This window comes from Mongoliitalea lutea, assembly GCF_014652135.1.
GTDB classification, from domain to species: Bacteria; Bacteroidota; Bacteroidia; order Cytophagales; family Cyclobacteriaceae; genus Mongoliitalea; species Mongoliitalea lutea.
Map to the genome: position 1 here is coordinate 21,067 of NZ_BMYF01000027.1, position 15,733 is coordinate 36,799.

Sequence of the window (15,733 nt, forward strand, 5' to 3'; positions counted from 1 at the left end):
ACATACTCTTCAACAATTATGGCGTTCAGAAAAAATAAAAAACTAAACAACGACTTCTCCAGAGTCACCATTAGTTTGGCCTCTCCAGAATCCATTCTGGATAGTTCACACGGTGAAGTAACGCAGCCCGAAACAATCAATTACAGAACCTACAAGCCTGAAATGGGTGGTTTGTTCTGTGAGCGTATTTTCGGTCCTGTGAAAGATTGGGAGTGTCATTGTGGTAAGTACAAGCGCATAAGATACAAGGGCATTATCTGTGACCGTTGTGGTGTTGAAGTGACTGAGAAAAAAGTACGTAGAGAGCGTATGGGACACATCGAATTGGTGGTTCCTGTAGCACACATCTGGTACTTCAAGTCACTTCCTAACAAAATCGGTTACTTGCTAGGTTTGCCTACCAAGAAATTGGATCAGATTGTTTACTATGAAAGATATGCTGTTGTTCAAGCTGGTATCAAGGCTGAGGACGGTGTTCAGTACCTAGACTTTTTGACTGAGGACGAGTATTTGGATATCATGGACAAGCTTCCGAAGGAAAACCATATGCTTGATGATGATGATCCAAACAAATTTATCGCTAAGATGGGTGCAGAAGCGATCGAAATGTTGCTTGCGCGCCTGGATTTAGATGATCTTTCGTACAGCTTGAGGCATCAGGCTGCTACTGATACTTCTCAGCAGAGAAAAGCAGAAGCCTTGAAGCGCCTGAAAGTCGTTGAAGCTTTCAGAGATGCTAGAACTCGTATCGAAAACCGTCCAGAGTGGATGGTGGTACGTATGGTTCCTGTGATTCCACCAGAGTTGAGACCATTGGTGCCTTTGGATGGTGGTAGATTTGCTACCTCCGATTTGAACGATTTGTACAGACGAGTAATCATCCGTAACAATCGTTTAAAGCGTCTGATCGATATCAAAGCTCCAGAAGTAATCTTGAGAAACGAAAAAAGGATGTTGCAGGAAGCTGTTGATTCCCTATTCGATAACTCAAGAAAAGTTAACGCTGTAAGAGCAGATGGTAACAGAGCATTGAAGTCCCTTTCTGATATGTTGAAAGGTAAGCAAGGTCGTTTCCGTCAAAACTTGCTTGGTAAGCGTGTGGATTACTCCGGTCGTTCGGTTATCGTAGTAGGTCCAGAATTGAAATTGCATGAGTGCGGGTTGCCTAAAAATATGGCTGCTGAGCTTTTCAAACCATTCATCATCCGTAAGTTGATTGAAAGAGGTATTGTGAAGACAGTAAAATCTGCAAAGAAAATAGTAGATAGAAAAGATCCGGTAGTTTGGGATATCTTGGAAAACGTGTTGAAAGGACACCCTGTGTTGCTTAACCGTGCTCCAACGCTTCACAGATTGGGTATCCAGGCATTCCAACCGAAGTTGATTGAAGGAAAAGCTATTCAGTTGCACCCATTGGTGTGTACTGCCTTCAACGCTGACTTTGACGGTGACCAAATGGCCGTTCACGTTCCATTAGGACATGAGGCTATTTTGGAAGCTTCTACCTTGATGCTATCTGCTCATAACATCTTGAACCCTGCCAACGGTGCACCGATTACAGTACCATCTCAAGACATGGTATTGGGTCTTTATTACGTAACCAAAGGTAAAAAGTCAACTCCAGAAGAGCCTGTTGCAGGTGAGGGAATGACTTTCTATGGGGAAGAAGAGGTAATCATTGCCTTGAATGAAGGTGAAATCTCCAAGCACGCGCACATCAAGTGTAAAGTGAAAGTGAGAAATGAAGATGGAACAATCGAAGAGAAAATCATCGATACGGTAGCAGGTCGTTTGATCTTTAACCAATATGTTCCTGAAGAAGTAGGATACGTTAACGAATTGTTGACGAAGAAAAAACTTCAGCAAATCATTTCAGAAGTTGTAAAAATCTGTGGAATTGCCCGTACAGCTCAATTCTTGGATGATATCAAGCACCTAGGTTTCCAAATGGCTTATCAAGGTGGATTGTCCATGGGTCTGAACGACGTAATTATCCCTGAAGATAAGGATGTCTTGGTAAATAAGGCCAAAGAAGAGGTGGAGCAAATCTCCAGCAACTACTACATGGGTCTTATCACTGACAACGAGCGTTACAACCAGGTAATTGATATTTGGACAAGAACCAACTCCCATTTGACCAACATCTTGATGAAGCAAATGGAAGAAGATAAGCAAGGCTTCAACGCCATCTACATGATGATGCACTCCGGTGCAAGGGGTTCGAGAGAACAAATCCGTCAGTTAGGTGGTATGAGAGGTTTGATGGCTAAGCCACAGAAAAACTTGCAAGGTTCCGTAGGTGAGATCATTGAGAACCCAATCCTTTCCAACTTTAAAGAAGGTTTGGATGTATTGGAGTACTTTATCTCTACACACGGTGCTCGTAAAGGTCTTGCAGATACCGCTTTGAAAACTGCCGATGCTGGTTACTTGACCCGTCGTTTGGTGGACGTAGCTCAGGATATGATTATCTCTGAAGAAGATTGCGGTACCTTGAGAGGCTTGGTAGTTTCTGCGTTGAAAGACAATGACGAAATTGTAGAGCCACTTTCTGAAAGAATCTTGGGTAGAGTATCTGTTCACGATGTTTACGATCCGATTTCCGAAGAATTGTTGATTCCATCCGGTATCGAAATCACAGAAGAAATCGCTAAGAAAGTAGATGAGTCAGCTATTGACGAAGTTGAAATCAGATCAGTATTGACATGTGAGACCAGAAGAGGTGTGTGTGCGAAGTGTTATGGACGTAACTTGGCTACCGGCGCAATGGTACAGTCAGGTGAGTCGGTAGGTGTTATTGCGGCACAGTCTATTGGTGAACCAGGTACACAGTTGACCTTGAGAACATTCCACGTGGGTGGTACTGCTTCCAACATCTCCGTTGAAGCAAGCATCAATGCGAAATTTGACGGGGTTGTAGAATTTGAAGAAGAATTGAGATGGATCGAGACTACTAACAAGGATGGAGAAAAAGTATCCATCGTCATGGGTAGATCCGGAGAAATCAAGATCAACGATGCCAAGTCAGGTAAAACACTTGTATCCAATCACGTTCCTTACGGTGCGGTGTTGAACGTACAAGATGGACAGAAAATCACTAAAGGTGATTCACTATGTACTTGGGATCCATATAATGCGGTTATCCTTTCCGAGTTTGATGGTACAGTAGAATTCGATGCAATCATCGAAGGTATCACATATAAAGAAGTTGCCGATGATCAGACAGGCTTTAGAGAGAAAGTAATCATCGACACGAAGGATAAAACCAAAAACCCTGCAGTAGTAGTAAACTATGGAGAAGACTCCAAGGGCTACAACATTCCAGTAGGTGCTCACTTAGCTGTTGAAGCTGGTGAAAAAGTAAAAGCTGGTCAAATTTTGGTAAAAATCCCTCGTTCTGTTGGTAAGACAAGAGATATTACGGGTGGTCTTCCACGAGTGACTGAATTGTTTGAGGCCAGAAACCCATCCAACCCTGCGGTGGTATCTGAAATCGACGGTGTGGTAACTTACGGAGGTATCAAGCGTGGTAATCGTGAAATCTTCATCGAATCCAGAGATGGAGTGAAGAAGCGTTACATGGTTTCTCTATCTAAGCACATTCTTGTACAGGAAAATGACTTCATCAGAGCTGGTGAGCCATTGTCCGATGGAGCAATCACTCCTAATGATATCCTATCCATCAAAGGGCCTACTGCGGTGCAGGAGTACTTGGTGAATGAGATTCAGGAGGTATACAGACTTCAAGGTGTGAAAATCAACGATAAGCACATTGAGGTGATTGTAAGCCAAATGATGCAAAAAGTTGAAATCTTGGATGCAGGTGATACTAACTTCTTACAAGGACAAATTGTAGATAAGTGGTCATTCCGTGAAGAGAATGATAATATCTTGGATAAGAAAGTGGTTATGGATGCGGGTGATTCTTCTACCTTAAAGCCAGGTATGATCATTACAGCGAGAAGGTTGAGGGATGAAAATTCCAGTTTGAAGCGTAAGGATCTGAAATTGGTACAAGTAAGAGATGCTGAAACTGCGGTTTCCAAGCCAACCTTGCAAGGTATTACTGCGGCATCTTTGGGTACAGAAAGCTTTATTTCTGCTGCTTCATTCCAGGAAACTACGAAAGTATTGTCCGAGGCGGCTATCAGAGGTAAGCGCGATGAGCTATTGGGTCTGAAAGAAAACGTAATTGTAGGTCACTTAATCCCTGCAGGTACGGGTCAGCGTAAGTTCCAAAGCATGATTGTCGGTTCCTTGGAAGATATGGAGCGCATGTCTACTGAAAGAGAACGTTCAGCCAGAAAATCAAAAGAGGCTGTTAAATAAATAAACGTCTAATTATTGAAAGGCCTGTATTTACGTACAGGCCTTTTTTAATCCCTATATGATATGGACCAAAATAATCAACCGAATCAACAAATAGATGTGGAGTTGACCGAAGAGGTAGCGGAGGGTATTTACTCTAACTTAGCGATGATAGCTCATTCCAATTCAGAATTTGTTATTGATTTTATCCGTCTGATGCCAGGTGTACCTAAGGCCAAGGTAAAATCACGCATTATCATGACCCCCGATCATGCCAAAAGGTTATTGGCGGCTTTGAAAGATAATATCGGTAAGTACGAAGAAGCATTCGGGAAGATACCAATTGGACAGGAAGCACCAGGATTTCCCATGAATTTTGGGGGTAACTTTGGGGAGGCTTAATAAAAATATAACAGCTTAATTTTGTTTGTTTTACTGATTTCCCTACCTTTGCAGTCCAAAATTTACAAGTTTAAAGGAAGTATTTATAAATCTATCAGTTAATGCCTACTATACAACAGTTAGTAAGAAAAGGTAGAAACGTCCTAGAGACCAAATCCAAGTCAAAAGCTTTGGATGCATGTCCTCAAAGACGTGGTGTATGTACCAGAGTGTACACTACCACCCCTAAGAAGCCAAACTCAGCGATGAGAAAAGTGGCCAGGGTTAGATTGACGAATGGTAAAGAGGTGAATGCCTACATTCCAGGAGAGGGTCACAATTTGCAAGAGCACTCGATCGTATTGATCAGAGGTGGTCGTGTGAAGGATCTACCAGGTGTACGTTACCACATTATCAGAGGTGCATTGGATACTGCAGGAGTAAAAGACCGTAAGCAAGGTCGCTCCAAGTACGGTGCTAAGAGACCTAAGCCAGGAGCTCCAGCTGCTGCAACAGGCAAAAAGAAATAATTAAAAACATTACAAAGAAATGAGAAAAGCGAAACCAAAGAAGAGATATATTCTTCCTGATCCGAAGTTCAATGATACTTTGGTAACAAAGTTCGTTAACTGTCTAATGGTAGATGGTAAGAAGAGTATTGCTTACAAAATCTTCTACGATGCAATCGAGAAGGTTGAACAAAAAGTAGGTGAGAACGGTCTTGAGGTTTGGAAAAAAGCGCTTAACAATATTACTCCCGCTGTAGAGGTGAAGAGTCGTAGAGTTGGTGGTGCTACGTTCCAGGTCCCAATGGAAGTTAGACCTGAAAGAAAATTGTCCCTAGGCATCAAATGGATGATCAATTATGCCAGAAAAAGGGGTGAGAAAACTATGATGGATAGATTAGCAGGTGAAATCATCTCCGCGTCCAAAGGTGAAGGTGCGGCAGTTAAGAAAAAAGATGATACACACAGAATGGCTGAAGCCAATAAAGCATTCTCACACTTTAGATTTTAATTGATAATGTCAAGAGATTTAAGATTTACTAGGAACATTGGTATTGCTGCGCACATTGATGCGGGTAAGACCACGACTACTGAACGTATCCTTTTTTACTCCGGTGTTTCCCACAAAATCGGTGAAGTACACGACGGAGCGGCCACCATGGACTGGATGGCTCAGGAGCAGGAGAGAGGTATTACCATCACTTCAGCTGCCACTACAGTATTCTGGGATTATAGAAATAACAAATACCAAATCAACATCATCGATACTCCGGGACACGTTGACTTCACTGTAGAAGTAAACAGATCTTTGAGAGTTTTGGATGGATTGGTATTCCTTTTTAGTGCAGTTGATGGTGTAGAGCCACAATCTGAGACTAACTGGAGATTAGCTGATAACTATAAAGTAGCCCGTATCGGTTTCGTTAACAAAATGGACAGATCCGGTGCTAACTTCCTTGAAGTTTGTAAACAAGTAAAAGAAATGTTGGGAAGTCATGCAGTGCCATTGCAACTTCCTATCGGTGCCGAAGACAAGTTCAAAGGGGTAGTTGATTTGATCAACAACCGTGCGATCACTTGGAATGAGGCTGACATGGGGATGACATATGAAGTTATTCCTATTCCAGAAGACATGGAAGAAGAAGTAGCTGAGTGGAGAGAGCACTTGCTAGAGTCAGTTGCTGAGTTTGATGAGACCTTGATGGAGAAATACTTCGAGGATCCAAATTCAATTACAGAAGCTGAAATCTTAGCTGCACTTCGTCAGGCCACTATCGGCATGAAGATCGTTCCTATGGTTTGTGGTTCATCTTTCAAAAACAAAGGTGTTCAGACCATGTTGGACTTGGTGATGGAATTGTTACCTTCTCCATTGGATAAGGATGATATCATCGCTACTGACCTTAACGACGAAAATAAAGAAGTAAGCATTTCTCCTGATGAGAACGAGCCATTCACTGGTTTGGCTTTCAAGATCGCAACTGACCCATTCGTAGGTAGATTGTGTTTCGTGAGAGCTTATTCAGGAGTATTGGAATCTGGTTCATACGTATTCAATAGCCGTTCTGGCAATAAGGAGCGTATCTCCCGCGTATTCCAAATGCATGCGAATAAGCAAAACCAGATCCCTAGACTACAGGCCGGTGATATCGGTGCAGTAGTAGGTTTCAAAGATATCAAGACCGGTGATACCCTTTGCGATGAAAAGCGTAAAGTAGTATTGGAGTCTATGGTGTTCCCTGAGCCAGTTATCGGATATGCTATTGAGCCTAAAACTCAGGCTGATGTTGATAAATTGGGTATGGCGATCGCTAAATTGGTAGAAGAAGATCCAACACTTCAAGTAAATACAGATCACGAAACTGGTCAGACTATCTTGAGAGGTATGGGTGAGCTTCACTTGGAAATTATCATTGACCGTCTGAAGAGAGAATTTAAGGTTGAAATCAACCAAGGTGCTCCTCAGGTTGCTTACAAAGAAGCTTTGTTTGGTTCTGTTGAACACAAAGAAGTTTACAAGAAGCAGACAGGTGGTAAAGGTAAATTTGCTGACATCGTATTCGAATTAGGTCCTAAGGATGCAGATCCTGAGACTGGCGAAATTAAGCCAGGATTGGAGTTTGTGAATGGTATCGTAGGTGGTGTGATTCCTAAAGAATTTATCGCCCCTGTTCAAAAAGGTTTCTCGGAAGCTATGAAGAACGGTCCATTGGCAGGTTACCCAATCGAATCTATGAAGGTAAGATTGTTCCACGGTTCTTACCACGATGTTGACTCCGATGCATTGTCTTTCGAATTGGCTGCTAGACTTGGTTTCAAAGAAGCTGCTAAGAAGTGTAGACCACAATTGTTGGAGCCAATCATGGCGGTGGATGTAGTAACTCCAGATGAATATACTGGTCCTATTACAGGTGACTTGAACAGAAGAAGAGGTTTGATGAAAGGTATGGATACCAAAGGTTCTTCTACAGTAGTGAAGGCAAGCGTTCCATTATCTGAATTATTCGGTTATGTAACTGATTTGAGAACCATCTCTTCTGGTAGAGCGACAGCGTCTTTGACCTTCTCTCACTATGAGCCAGTTCCAACCAACATCGCTGAACAAGTGATTGCGAAAGTAAAAGGTGAAAAAGCCTAAATCCTGAAAGAAAATGAATCAGAAAATCAGAATAAAATTAAAATCATACGATCACAGCTTGGTGGATAAGTCATCAGAGAAGATCGTAAAGGCGGTGAAAGCTACCGGAGCCATTGTAGTAGGGCCAATTCCATTGCCTACTAAGAAGGAGAAATTTACTGTATTGAAGTCACCACACGTAAACAAAAAAGCTAGAGATCAATATCAGCTTTGTACGTACAAAAGATTGGTAGACATCTACAGCAATAGCTCTAAAACTGTTGATGCCTTGATGAAAATCGAACTTCCAAGTGGAGTTGATGTAGAAATCAAAGTCTGACAGTATACACAATCCTTTACTGAAACCTGCAGCGTTTTCGTTGCAGGTTTTGTTTTTTGAGGCATTTTGTAGATAAGTTTTACTTACGCGGGTAAGAAATGTATGCTTTCACCAAATTTATTTTGGTAAATAATTGAAAATATTAAAGTTGGGTTTTGCTTGGTGAAATTAAATTAATAACTTTGCAGTCCTTAAAAAGCACCCTTGTGCGTAAGCTCTTGGGTTTCAAGATTATTATATAACAGAAGATGTCTGGAATAATAGGTAAAAAAGTAGGAATGACTAGCATTTTCAGTGCCGATGGACGTAATGTCGCATGCACGCTAATAGAAGCTGGTCCTTGCGTAGTGACGCAAGTAAAAAATGTTGAAACAGACGGGTACAACGCTGTTCAATTGGCATTCGGTGAGCGTAAGGAGAAAAACACTCCTAAGCCATTGATCGGACACTTTAAAAAGGCCGGTACGACGCCAAAGCAGAAAGTTGTTGAATTCAGAGACTTTAGAGTCGAATTCGAAGGTCAGGTTGAACTTGGTAAATCAGTTATTGCTGATGAGGTATTCGTAGAAGGTGACTTCGTAGATGCAATCGGTACTTCCAAAGGTAAAGGTTTCCAAGGGGTTGTAAAGAGACATGGTTTTGCCGGTGTGGGTGGTCAAACTCACGGTCAGCATAACAGACAGAGACACCCAGGTTCTATCGGTGCTTGTTCTTGGCCTTCAAGAGTATTCAAAGGTATGAGAATGGCGGGAAGAACAGGTGGTGACAGAGTGAAAGTTGTCAACCTGAAAGTCCTTAAAATCTATCCTGAAAAGAACTTGCTACTCGTGAGTGGTTCTGTTCCTGGTCCAAAAAATTCTTTCGTTATTCTAGAGAAGTAAGAAAATGGAATTAGCAGTATTAAAACATAACGGCGAAGATACAGGTAGAAAAATCACGCTTTCAGATGAGGTTTTTGCAATAGAGCCTAACGATCACGCGATCTACCTAGATGTCAAACAATTTTTGGCTAACCAGAGACAAGGTACTCACAAGTCTAAAGAGAGAAATGAGGTAGCTGGTTCAACCAAGAAAATTAAAAAGCAAAAAGGTACCGGTGGTGCCAGAGCGGGTTCTTTGAAATCTCCATTGTTCAGAGGAGGAGGTAGAGTATTTGGTCCTAAGCCAAGAGACTATTCCTTCAAATTGAACAAGAAATTGAAGCAATTGGCTCGTAAGTCTGCTTTGTCTTATAAAGTAAAAGAGAATAGCTTACTAGTATTGGAAGGTGTCAGCTTTGATACTCCAAAGACTAAAAACTATATCGCTTTCTTAAATGGTCTTTCACTAGCCGACAAGAAAACCTTGTTGGTACTTCCAGAAGTAAACAAAAACGTATACCTATCCAGCAGAAACCTTCCTAAGGCGAAAGTGGTGACGGTTGACTCTTTGAATACTTATGAGTTGTTGAATGCTGACAGCTTGGTATTGTGCGAAGGCTCTGTAAGTAAATTAGAAAACATTTTATCGTAAGAAGTCATGCAGATATTAAAGAGACCTTTGATTACGGAGAAGATTTCTGCCATGAACGAAAAAGGCGTTTATGGATTTGTAGTTGAAAAAACAGCTACTAAGCCAGAAATTAAAGAAGCCATCGAAAAAATGTACGGTGTGAAAGTGGAAGCTGTGCGTACCTTGAGAATGCCAGGTAAGCCAAAAACCAGATACACCAAAACAAAAATAGTTTCAGGATTTTCTAAGCCTTACAAAAAGGCAATCGTGAAAGTTGCTGAAGGTGAAGTGATCGATTTTTACGGAGAAATTTAATTGAATCATAGATAACAATGGCAGTTAAAAAGTTAAAGCCTGTTACCCCGGGTACCCGATTTAGAGTGGCTCCTGTTTTTGATGAAATTACTGCATCAAAGCCAGAGAAATCTTTGTTGGCCCCGTTGAAAAAGACAGGTGGTAGAAATAATGCAGGTAAAATGACCTCCCGTTATATCGGTGGTGGTCACAAGAGAAGACTTAGAATCATCGATTTTAAGCGTAATAAATTTGGTATTCCTGCGGTAGTAAAGTCAGTTGAGTACGATCCAAACAGATCCGCTCGTATTGCTTTGTTGTACTACACAGACGGTACCAAGACCTACATTATTGCCCCGGAAGGTTTGCAAGTTGGACAAACAGTGATTTCCGGTGAGAGTGTTGCTCCAGAAGTGGGTAACGCGATGCACATGACCAATATGCCTTTAGGTACGATTGTTCATAACATCGAACTTAAGCCAGGAAAAGGTGGCGCTTTAGCACGTAGTGCGGGCGGCTATGCTCAGATTGTAGCGAGAGAAGGTAAGTACGTAACTGTAAAATTACCATCTGGCGAAATGAGATTAATCCTTGGTGCGTGTTTGGCTACAGTAGGTACTGTATCCAATGCTGACCATATGAATGTTAGGTTAGGTAAAGCCGGTAGAAACCGTTGGTTGGGAAGAAGACCTAGAACCAGAGGTGTGGCGATGAACCCAGTTGATCACCCAATGGGTGGTGGTGAGGGTCGTTCATCCGGTGGACATCCAAGATCTAGAAAAGGCTTACTTGCAAAAGGTAAGAAAACTAGATCACCTAAGAAATATTCAAATAAATTCATTATCAGTAGACGTACGAAATAACTATGGCACGTTCATTAAAAAAGGGTCCTTATATAGAGCACCATTTGGCCAAGAAAGTGGATGTTATGAACGAATCAGGGAAAAAGTCTGTGATCAAAACTTGGTCCAGAAGATCAATGATCTCCCCGGATTTCGTAGGCCACACCTTTGCAGTGCATAATGGAAACAAGTTTATCCCAGTGTTTGTAACTGACAACATGGTTGGACATAAATTGGGTGAATTTGCACCTACCAGAAACTTCAGAGGTCACATTGCCAAAAAAGATAAAGGAAAGAGATAATCATGGAAGCAATAGCAAGATTAAACAACGTTCCTACTTCTCCACGCAAAATGCGTTTGGTAGCTGACCTCGTGAGAGGTAAAAGAGTAGGACATGCACTAAGCATATTGAAGTTTACTCCGAACCACGGTTCCATTAAGTTAGAGAAGCTTCTTCTTTCTGCTGTAGCCAATTGGCAAGCGAAAAACCCAGATGTAAAGCTGGAAGACGCAGATTTATATGTGAAAACTATCTTTGTTGACGAAGGTCGTATGTTGAAAAGACTAAGACCTGCTCCTCAGGGTAGAGCTCACAGAATCCGTAAAAGATCAAATCATGTAACCTTGATCGTTGATGAAGTCAACACAGGTGTTACCGCTGATGAAGTAGAAACAACAGAAAACAACTAATTAAAATCAGACTATGGGACAAAAAATCAACCCAATTGGTTTTAGACTTGGTGTAATCAAGGGATGGGACTCTAACTGGTACGGTGGCAAAGATTTCGCTGATAAACTATATGAGGATCAGCAGATCAGAAAATATGTCAACGCTAGAATTCCAAAAGGAGGTATCTCTAAAGTTATCATCGAAAGAACTTTGAAAAGAATCACTTTGACTATCCACACTGCTAGACCAGGAGTGGTAATCGGTAAAGGTGGTGCTGAAGTTGATAAATTGAAGGAAGAGTTGAAGAAACTTACCAACAAGGATGTTCAAATCAACATCTTTGAAATTAAGCGTCCTGAATTGGATGCGAAATTGGTTGGTGAGTCTATCGCTCAGCAATTACAAGCGCGTATTTCCTTCAGAAGAGCGATGAAGCAATCAATTGCTGCTACCATGAGAGTGGGTGCTGAAGGTATCAAAATCAAACTTTCCGGTAGATTAGGTGGTGCTGAGATGGCACGTTCCGAGATGTATAAAGAAGGAAGAATTCCTTTGCATACATTGAGAGCAGACATCGATTATGCAGTATCTGAGGCCTTGACTGTATATGGTATCATTGGTATCAAAGTATGGATCTTCAAGGGTGAAGTATACGGAAAGAGAGACCTTTCTCCTAACATTGGTGCTGCTGAGAGCAAGTCTAATGCTGGTAACCAAGCCAACAGAGGCAAGCGCAGAGAAGGCGGTCCAAAGAGAAGAAAGAGAAATAACTAATTTATCACCATTAGTGAGAAATCATGTTACAGCCGAAAAGAACAAAATATAGAAAAATGCATAAGGGCAGAATCAAAGGGATCGCTCAAAGAGGTCATACTCTTTCGTTCGGTAACTTTGGTATCAAGTCCCTAGAGGCAGGTTGGATAACTTCCCGTCAGATTGAGGCCGCTCGTATTGCTATGACAAGAGCAATGAAGAGAGAAGGTCAGGTTTGGATCAGAATTTTCCCTGACAAACCAATCACTAAGAAGCCTGCAGAAGTACGTATGGGTAAAGGTAAAGGTGCTCCTGAATACTGGGTTGCAGTAATCAAGCCAGGAACAATCCTTTTCGAAGCAACAGGCGTAAGCTTGGAGGTAGCGAAAGAGGCCTTGAGATTGGCACAGCAAAAACTTCCTGTTAGTACGAATTTCATTGTACGTAGAGATTACGTAGGATAATAAACACTATGAAAAACTCAGAAATCAGATCACTTTCCGAAAGTGAAATCATCGAGCGTATAGCCGCTGAGCAGCAGAATTTGACCAAGTTAAATTTCGCTCATGCTATTTCTCCTATTGAGAATCCAAATAAAATTAGGGAATCAAGACGTTTTATCGCGAGACTACAAACGATCTTGACAGAAAAACAAATAGCTAAATAAGATAAAGATGGCTACTACTGAGAGAAATCTACGTAAAGAGAGAATTGGCAAAGTAGTCAGCAACAAGATGGAGAAATCTATCACAGTTGCCGTAGAGAGAAAGGTGAAACACCCAATCTACGGCAAGTTTGTTGCGAAGACTACCAAATTTATGGTTCATGACGAGACAAATGATGCTAGAGAAGGCGATGTTGTCAAAATTAGCGAAACTCGTCCGCTGAGTAAAAACAAGCGTTGGAGATTAGTAGAAATTATAGAAAGGGCTAAGTAATCATGATACAGCAAGAATCCAGACTAAGCGTTGCGGATAATTCCGGTGCCAAAGAGGTGCTAGTAATCCGCGTTTTGGGTGGTACCAAGAAAAGGTATGCTTCCATCGGAGACAAAGTTGTAGTGACAGTTAAATCTGCTCTTTCTTCCAGCAACATGAAAAAAGGTACCGTTTCTAAAGCGGTTATCGTGAGAACGAAGAAAGAAATCAGACGTAAAGACGGTTCTTACATCAGATTTGAAGATAATGCTGCTGTATTATTGAACAACAACAACGAACCAAGAGGTAGCCGTATCTTCGGTCCTGTTGCGAGAGAGTTGAGAGATAAGCAGTATATGAAGATTGTATCTTTAGCCCCAGAAGTATTGTAATCATGGAAAGAAAATTTAACAAGCAGCCAAAGCTACACATCAGAAGAGATGACGTCGTAAAGGTGTTGTCAGGAGATGATAAAGGCAAAACAGGTAAAGTTTTGTCCGTAGATCTTGAAAAAAGAAGGGCTATCGTAGAAGGTCTTAACATGGTAACAAAGCATGTGAAGCCTACAGCTTCCAATCCTCAAGGAGGAATCGAGAAAAAAGAAGCTCCGATTCATATTAGTAACTTGATGCTTATCGATCCTAAAACAGGTGAAGCTACCAAAACTGGTAGAAAAAGAAATGAGCAAGGTAAATTGGTAAGATATTCCAAAAAAACAGGGGAGGTGATCAATGGCTAAGCCTAGAGTAAAAGATAGATATTTGACAGAAATCGCTCCTGAATTGAAGGAGAAGTTTCAGTATAAGTCAGTAATGCAAGTACCAAAGTTGACCAAAATTGTGGTTAACAAAGGTATCGGTGCTGCTGTTGCTGACAAAAAGTTGGTAGACCAAGGAGTAGAAGAGCTTAGCTTGATCACTGGTCAGAGAGCTGTAGCCACTAAAGCTAAGACCTCTGTATCCAACTTTAAGTTGAGAGAGGGTATGCCAATTGGTGCAAAAGTTACCTTAAGAGGTGACAGAATGTACGAATTCTTAGACAGATTGATGACTGTTGCGCTTCCTCGTGTAAGAGATTTCAAAGGTATCAGCGATAAAGGTTTTGACGGAAGAGGTAACTATACCTTGGGTGTAACCGAGCAGATCATTTTCCCTGAAATCAGCATCGAGAAAGTAAACAGAATCTCCGGTATGGACATCACTTTTGTGACTACTGCTGCAACTGATGAAGAAAGCTATGCATTGTTGAAAGCTTTCGGTATGCCTTTCGTAAACAAAAATAATCAATAAGAATATGGCAAGAGAGTCATTAAAAGCTCGCGAGAGAAAAAGAGAACATCTTGTAGCCAAGTTTGCTAAGAAAAGAGCAGAACTGAAAGCTGCTGGTGATTATGAAGCTTTGGATAAACTTCCTAAAAATTCATCTCCGGTTAGACTACACAACAGATGTAAATTGACCGGTCGTCCGAAAGGATACATGAGGAAGTTTGGTATCAACAGGGTAACCTTCAGAGAAATGGCTTCTGCTGGAAAAATCCCAGGTGTAACCAAGTCTAGCTGGTAAAAATCGGATAACTGTTTTTATTCTGAAAATCATTGTGTAACTTTGCACGCCCGTTTGGGAAAGTGCAGTTAGACTTATATAATTATGACTGATCCAATAGCTGATTATCTAACGAGATTGAGAAACGCCATCAAGGCGTCTCATCGTATAGTTGAGATACCTGCTTCTAACATCAAAAAGGAAATGACCAAAGTGTTGTTTGACAAAGGTTATATTCAAAACTATAAGTTCGAGGAGAATGGTCCTCAAGGAACTATTAAAATAGCTTTGAAGTACAACCCGGCAACCAAGCAAAACGCAATCGTAAGCCTTTCAAGAATTAGTAAGCCAGGTTTGAGAAAGTATGTGAAACATGGAGACCTACCAAGAGTTATCAACGGCTTGGGAATTGCTATCCTGTCCACATCTAAGGGTGTAATGACCGATAAAGAAGCCCGAGTAGAGGGTATCGGTGGAGAAGTACTTTGCTACGTATATTAATAAACCGCCATGTCAAGAATAGGTAAAAAACCAATAAATCTACCTGCGGGTGTTACTGTAGACGTGTCAGCACACAATACTGTCACTGTTAAAGGTCCCAAAGGTACGCTAGTGAGGGATGTGAATCCCGATATTACCGTGAAGGTTGAAGGCAATGAATTGCTTGTAGAAAGACCAACGGACTCCAAAAGACATAAGTCTCTACACGGATTGTACCGTTCTTTGATCAACAACATGGTTGTTGGTGTATCCGATGGATTCAAAAAAGAGATGGAACTAGTCGGTGTGGGTTACAAGGCATCTAATCAAGGACAAGTGTTAGAACTTTCCCTTGGTTATTCCCACAGTATTTTCTTTGCGCTTCCTGAGTCAATCAAATTGACTACAGAGACTCCAAAAGGTAAAAACCCTTTGGTGACTTTGGAAGGTATCGACAAAGAATTAGTAGGTCAGATAGCTGCAAAAATCCGCTCCTTGCGTAAGGTTGAACCTTACAAAGGTAAAGGTGTACGCTTCGTAGGTGAAATTGTAAGACGTAAGGCTGGTAAAACTGCTGGTAAAAAATAATTA

22 protein-coding genes are annotated in these 15,733 nt (G+C 41.3%); all 22 read left to right on the forward strand.

Annotated features, from left to right (window positions below; all coding sequences use genetic code 11):
* The first annotated feature begins 18 nt into the window (after window positions 1-18).
* Window positions 19-4,329 carry a DNA-directed RNA polymerase subunit beta' gene (rpoC, locus tag IE080_RS17695; protein ID WP_189585934.1) on the forward strand — a complete coding sequence of 1,437 codons (4,311 nt, stop codon included), beginning with the start codon at window positions 19-21 and terminating at the stop codon, window positions 4,327-4,329.
* A gap of 63 nt (window positions 4,330-4,392) precedes the next feature.
* Window positions 4,393-4,710: a DUF3467 domain-containing protein gene (locus IE080_RS17700; RefSeq protein WP_189585936.1), complete on the forward strand. Its 318-nt coding sequence runs from the start codon at window positions 4,393-4,395 to the stop codon at window positions 4,708-4,710.
* 101 nt (window positions 4,711-4,811) lie between these two features.
* A complete protein-coding gene (gene rpsL / locus IE080_RS17705; RefSeq protein ID WP_189585939.1) occupies window positions 4,812-5,219 on the forward strand; it encodes a 30S ribosomal protein S12 in 408 nt (135 codons plus the stop codon).
* Window positions 5,220-5,238: 19 nt separating this feature from the next.
* Window positions 5,239-5,706, forward strand: a complete 468-nt coding sequence (gene rpsG, locus IE080_RS17710; RefSeq protein ID WP_189585942.1) for a 30S ribosomal protein S7 — start codon at window positions 5,239-5,241, stop codon at window positions 5,704-5,706.
* A 6-nt stretch (window positions 5,707-5,712) separates the two neighbouring features.
* A complete protein-coding gene (fusA, locus tag IE080_RS17715; protein WP_189585945.1) occupies window positions 5,713-7,833 on the forward strand; it encodes an elongation factor G in 2,121 nt (706 codons plus the stop codon).
* Window positions 7,834-7,846: 13 nt separating this feature from the next.
* Window positions 7,847-8,152: a 30S ribosomal protein S10 gene (rpsJ, locus tag IE080_RS17720; protein WP_009183381.1), complete on the forward strand. Its 306-nt coding sequence runs from the start codon at window positions 7,847-7,849 to the stop codon at window positions 8,150-8,152.
* Between the two features lie 248 nt (window positions 8,153-8,400).
* On the forward strand, window positions 8,401-9,033 hold the full coding sequence (rplC, locus tag IE080_RS17725) for a 50S ribosomal protein L3 (protein WP_189585948.1): 633 nt from the start codon (window positions 8,401-8,403) through the stop codon (window positions 9,031-9,033).
* Between the two features lie 4 nt (window positions 9,034-9,037).
* Window positions 9,038-9,664 carry a 50S ribosomal protein L4 gene (rplD, locus tag IE080_RS17730; RefSeq protein WP_189585951.1) on the forward strand — a complete coding sequence of 209 codons (627 nt, stop codon included), beginning with the start codon at window positions 9,038-9,040 and terminating at the stop codon, window positions 9,662-9,664.
* A gap of 6 nt (window positions 9,665-9,670) precedes the next feature.
* Window positions 9,671-9,958, forward strand: coding sequence for a 50S ribosomal protein L23 (rplW, locus tag IE080_RS17735; RefSeq protein WP_189585954.1), 288 nt, complete (start codon window positions 9,671-9,673; stop codon window positions 9,956-9,958).
* A 17-nt stretch (window positions 9,959-9,975) separates the two neighbouring features.
* Entirely contained in the window at window positions 9,976-10,800 is an 825-nt protein-coding gene (gene rplB / locus IE080_RS17740; RefSeq protein ID WP_189585957.1) for a 50S ribosomal protein L2, read from the forward strand.
* A 2-nt stretch (window positions 10,801-10,802) separates the two neighbouring features.
* Window positions 10,803-11,081, forward strand: a complete 279-nt coding sequence (rpsS, locus tag IE080_RS17745) for a 30S ribosomal protein S19 (RefSeq protein WP_009034213.1) — start codon at window positions 10,803-10,805, stop codon at window positions 11,079-11,081.
* Between the two features lie 2 nt (window positions 11,082-11,083).
* Window positions 11,084-11,470 carry a 50S ribosomal protein L22 gene (rplV, locus tag IE080_RS17750; RefSeq protein WP_189585960.1) on the forward strand — a complete coding sequence of 129 codons (387 nt, stop codon included), beginning with the start codon at window positions 11,084-11,086 and terminating at the stop codon, window positions 11,468-11,470.
* A gap of 13 nt (window positions 11,471-11,483) precedes the next feature.
* Window positions 11,484-12,224, forward strand: coding sequence for a 30S ribosomal protein S3 (gene rpsC / locus IE080_RS17755; protein ID WP_189585963.1), 741 nt, complete (start codon window positions 11,484-11,486; stop codon window positions 12,222-12,224).
* Between the two features lie 23 nt (window positions 12,225-12,247).
* The gene (rplP, locus tag IE080_RS17760) at window positions 12,248-12,667 is read left to right on the forward strand and encodes a 50S ribosomal protein L16 (protein WP_189585965.1); all 420 of its coding nucleotides are present in this window, start codon (window positions 12,248-12,250) and stop codon (window positions 12,665-12,667) included.
* An 8-nt stretch (window positions 12,668-12,675) separates the two neighbouring features.
* Window positions 12,676-12,870 carry a 50S ribosomal protein L29 gene (gene rpmC, locus IE080_RS17765; RefSeq protein WP_189585968.1) on the forward strand — a complete coding sequence of 65 codons (195 nt, stop codon included), beginning with the start codon at window positions 12,676-12,678 and terminating at the stop codon, window positions 12,868-12,870.
* 7 nt (window positions 12,871-12,877) lie between these two features.
* Window positions 12,878-13,141 (forward strand): 30S ribosomal protein S17, encoded by a 264-nt coding sequence (gene rpsQ / locus IE080_RS17770; protein WP_189585970.1) that lies wholly within the window; start codon window positions 12,878-12,880, stop codon window positions 13,139-13,141.
* Window positions 13,142-13,143: 2 nt separating this feature from the next.
* Window positions 13,144-13,512: a 50S ribosomal protein L14 gene (rplN, locus tag IE080_RS17775; RefSeq protein ID WP_189585973.1), complete on the forward strand. Its 369-nt coding sequence runs from the start codon at window positions 13,144-13,146 to the stop codon at window positions 13,510-13,512.
* A 2-nt stretch (window positions 13,513-13,514) separates the two neighbouring features.
* Window positions 13,515-13,859, forward strand: a complete 345-nt coding sequence (gene rplX / locus IE080_RS17780; protein ID WP_189585976.1) for a 50S ribosomal protein L24 — start codon at window positions 13,515-13,517, stop codon at window positions 13,857-13,859.
* Window positions 13,852-14,409: a 50S ribosomal protein L5 gene (rplE, locus tag IE080_RS17785; RefSeq protein WP_189585977.1), complete on the forward strand. Its 558-nt coding sequence runs from the start codon at window positions 13,852-13,854 to the stop codon at window positions 14,407-14,409. The genes rplX and rplE overlap by 8 nt, the downstream gene beginning before the upstream one ends.
* A 4-nt stretch (window positions 14,410-14,413) precedes the next feature.
* Window positions 14,414-14,683 (forward strand): 30S ribosomal protein S14, encoded by a 270-nt coding sequence (gene rpsN, locus IE080_RS17790; RefSeq protein ID WP_189585980.1) that lies wholly within the window; start codon window positions 14,414-14,416, stop codon window positions 14,681-14,683.
* An 84-nt stretch (window positions 14,684-14,767) separates the two neighbouring features.
* Entirely contained in the window at window positions 14,768-15,163 is a 396-nt protein-coding gene (gene rpsH, locus IE080_RS17795; protein WP_189585983.1) for a 30S ribosomal protein S8, read from the forward strand.
* A 9-nt stretch (window positions 15,164-15,172) separates the two neighbouring features.
* Window positions 15,173-15,730: a 50S ribosomal protein L6 gene (rplF, locus tag IE080_RS17800; protein ID WP_189585986.1), complete on the forward strand. Its 558-nt coding sequence runs from the start codon at window positions 15,173-15,175 to the stop codon at window positions 15,728-15,730.
* Window positions 15,731-15,733: the final 3 nt, after the last annotated feature.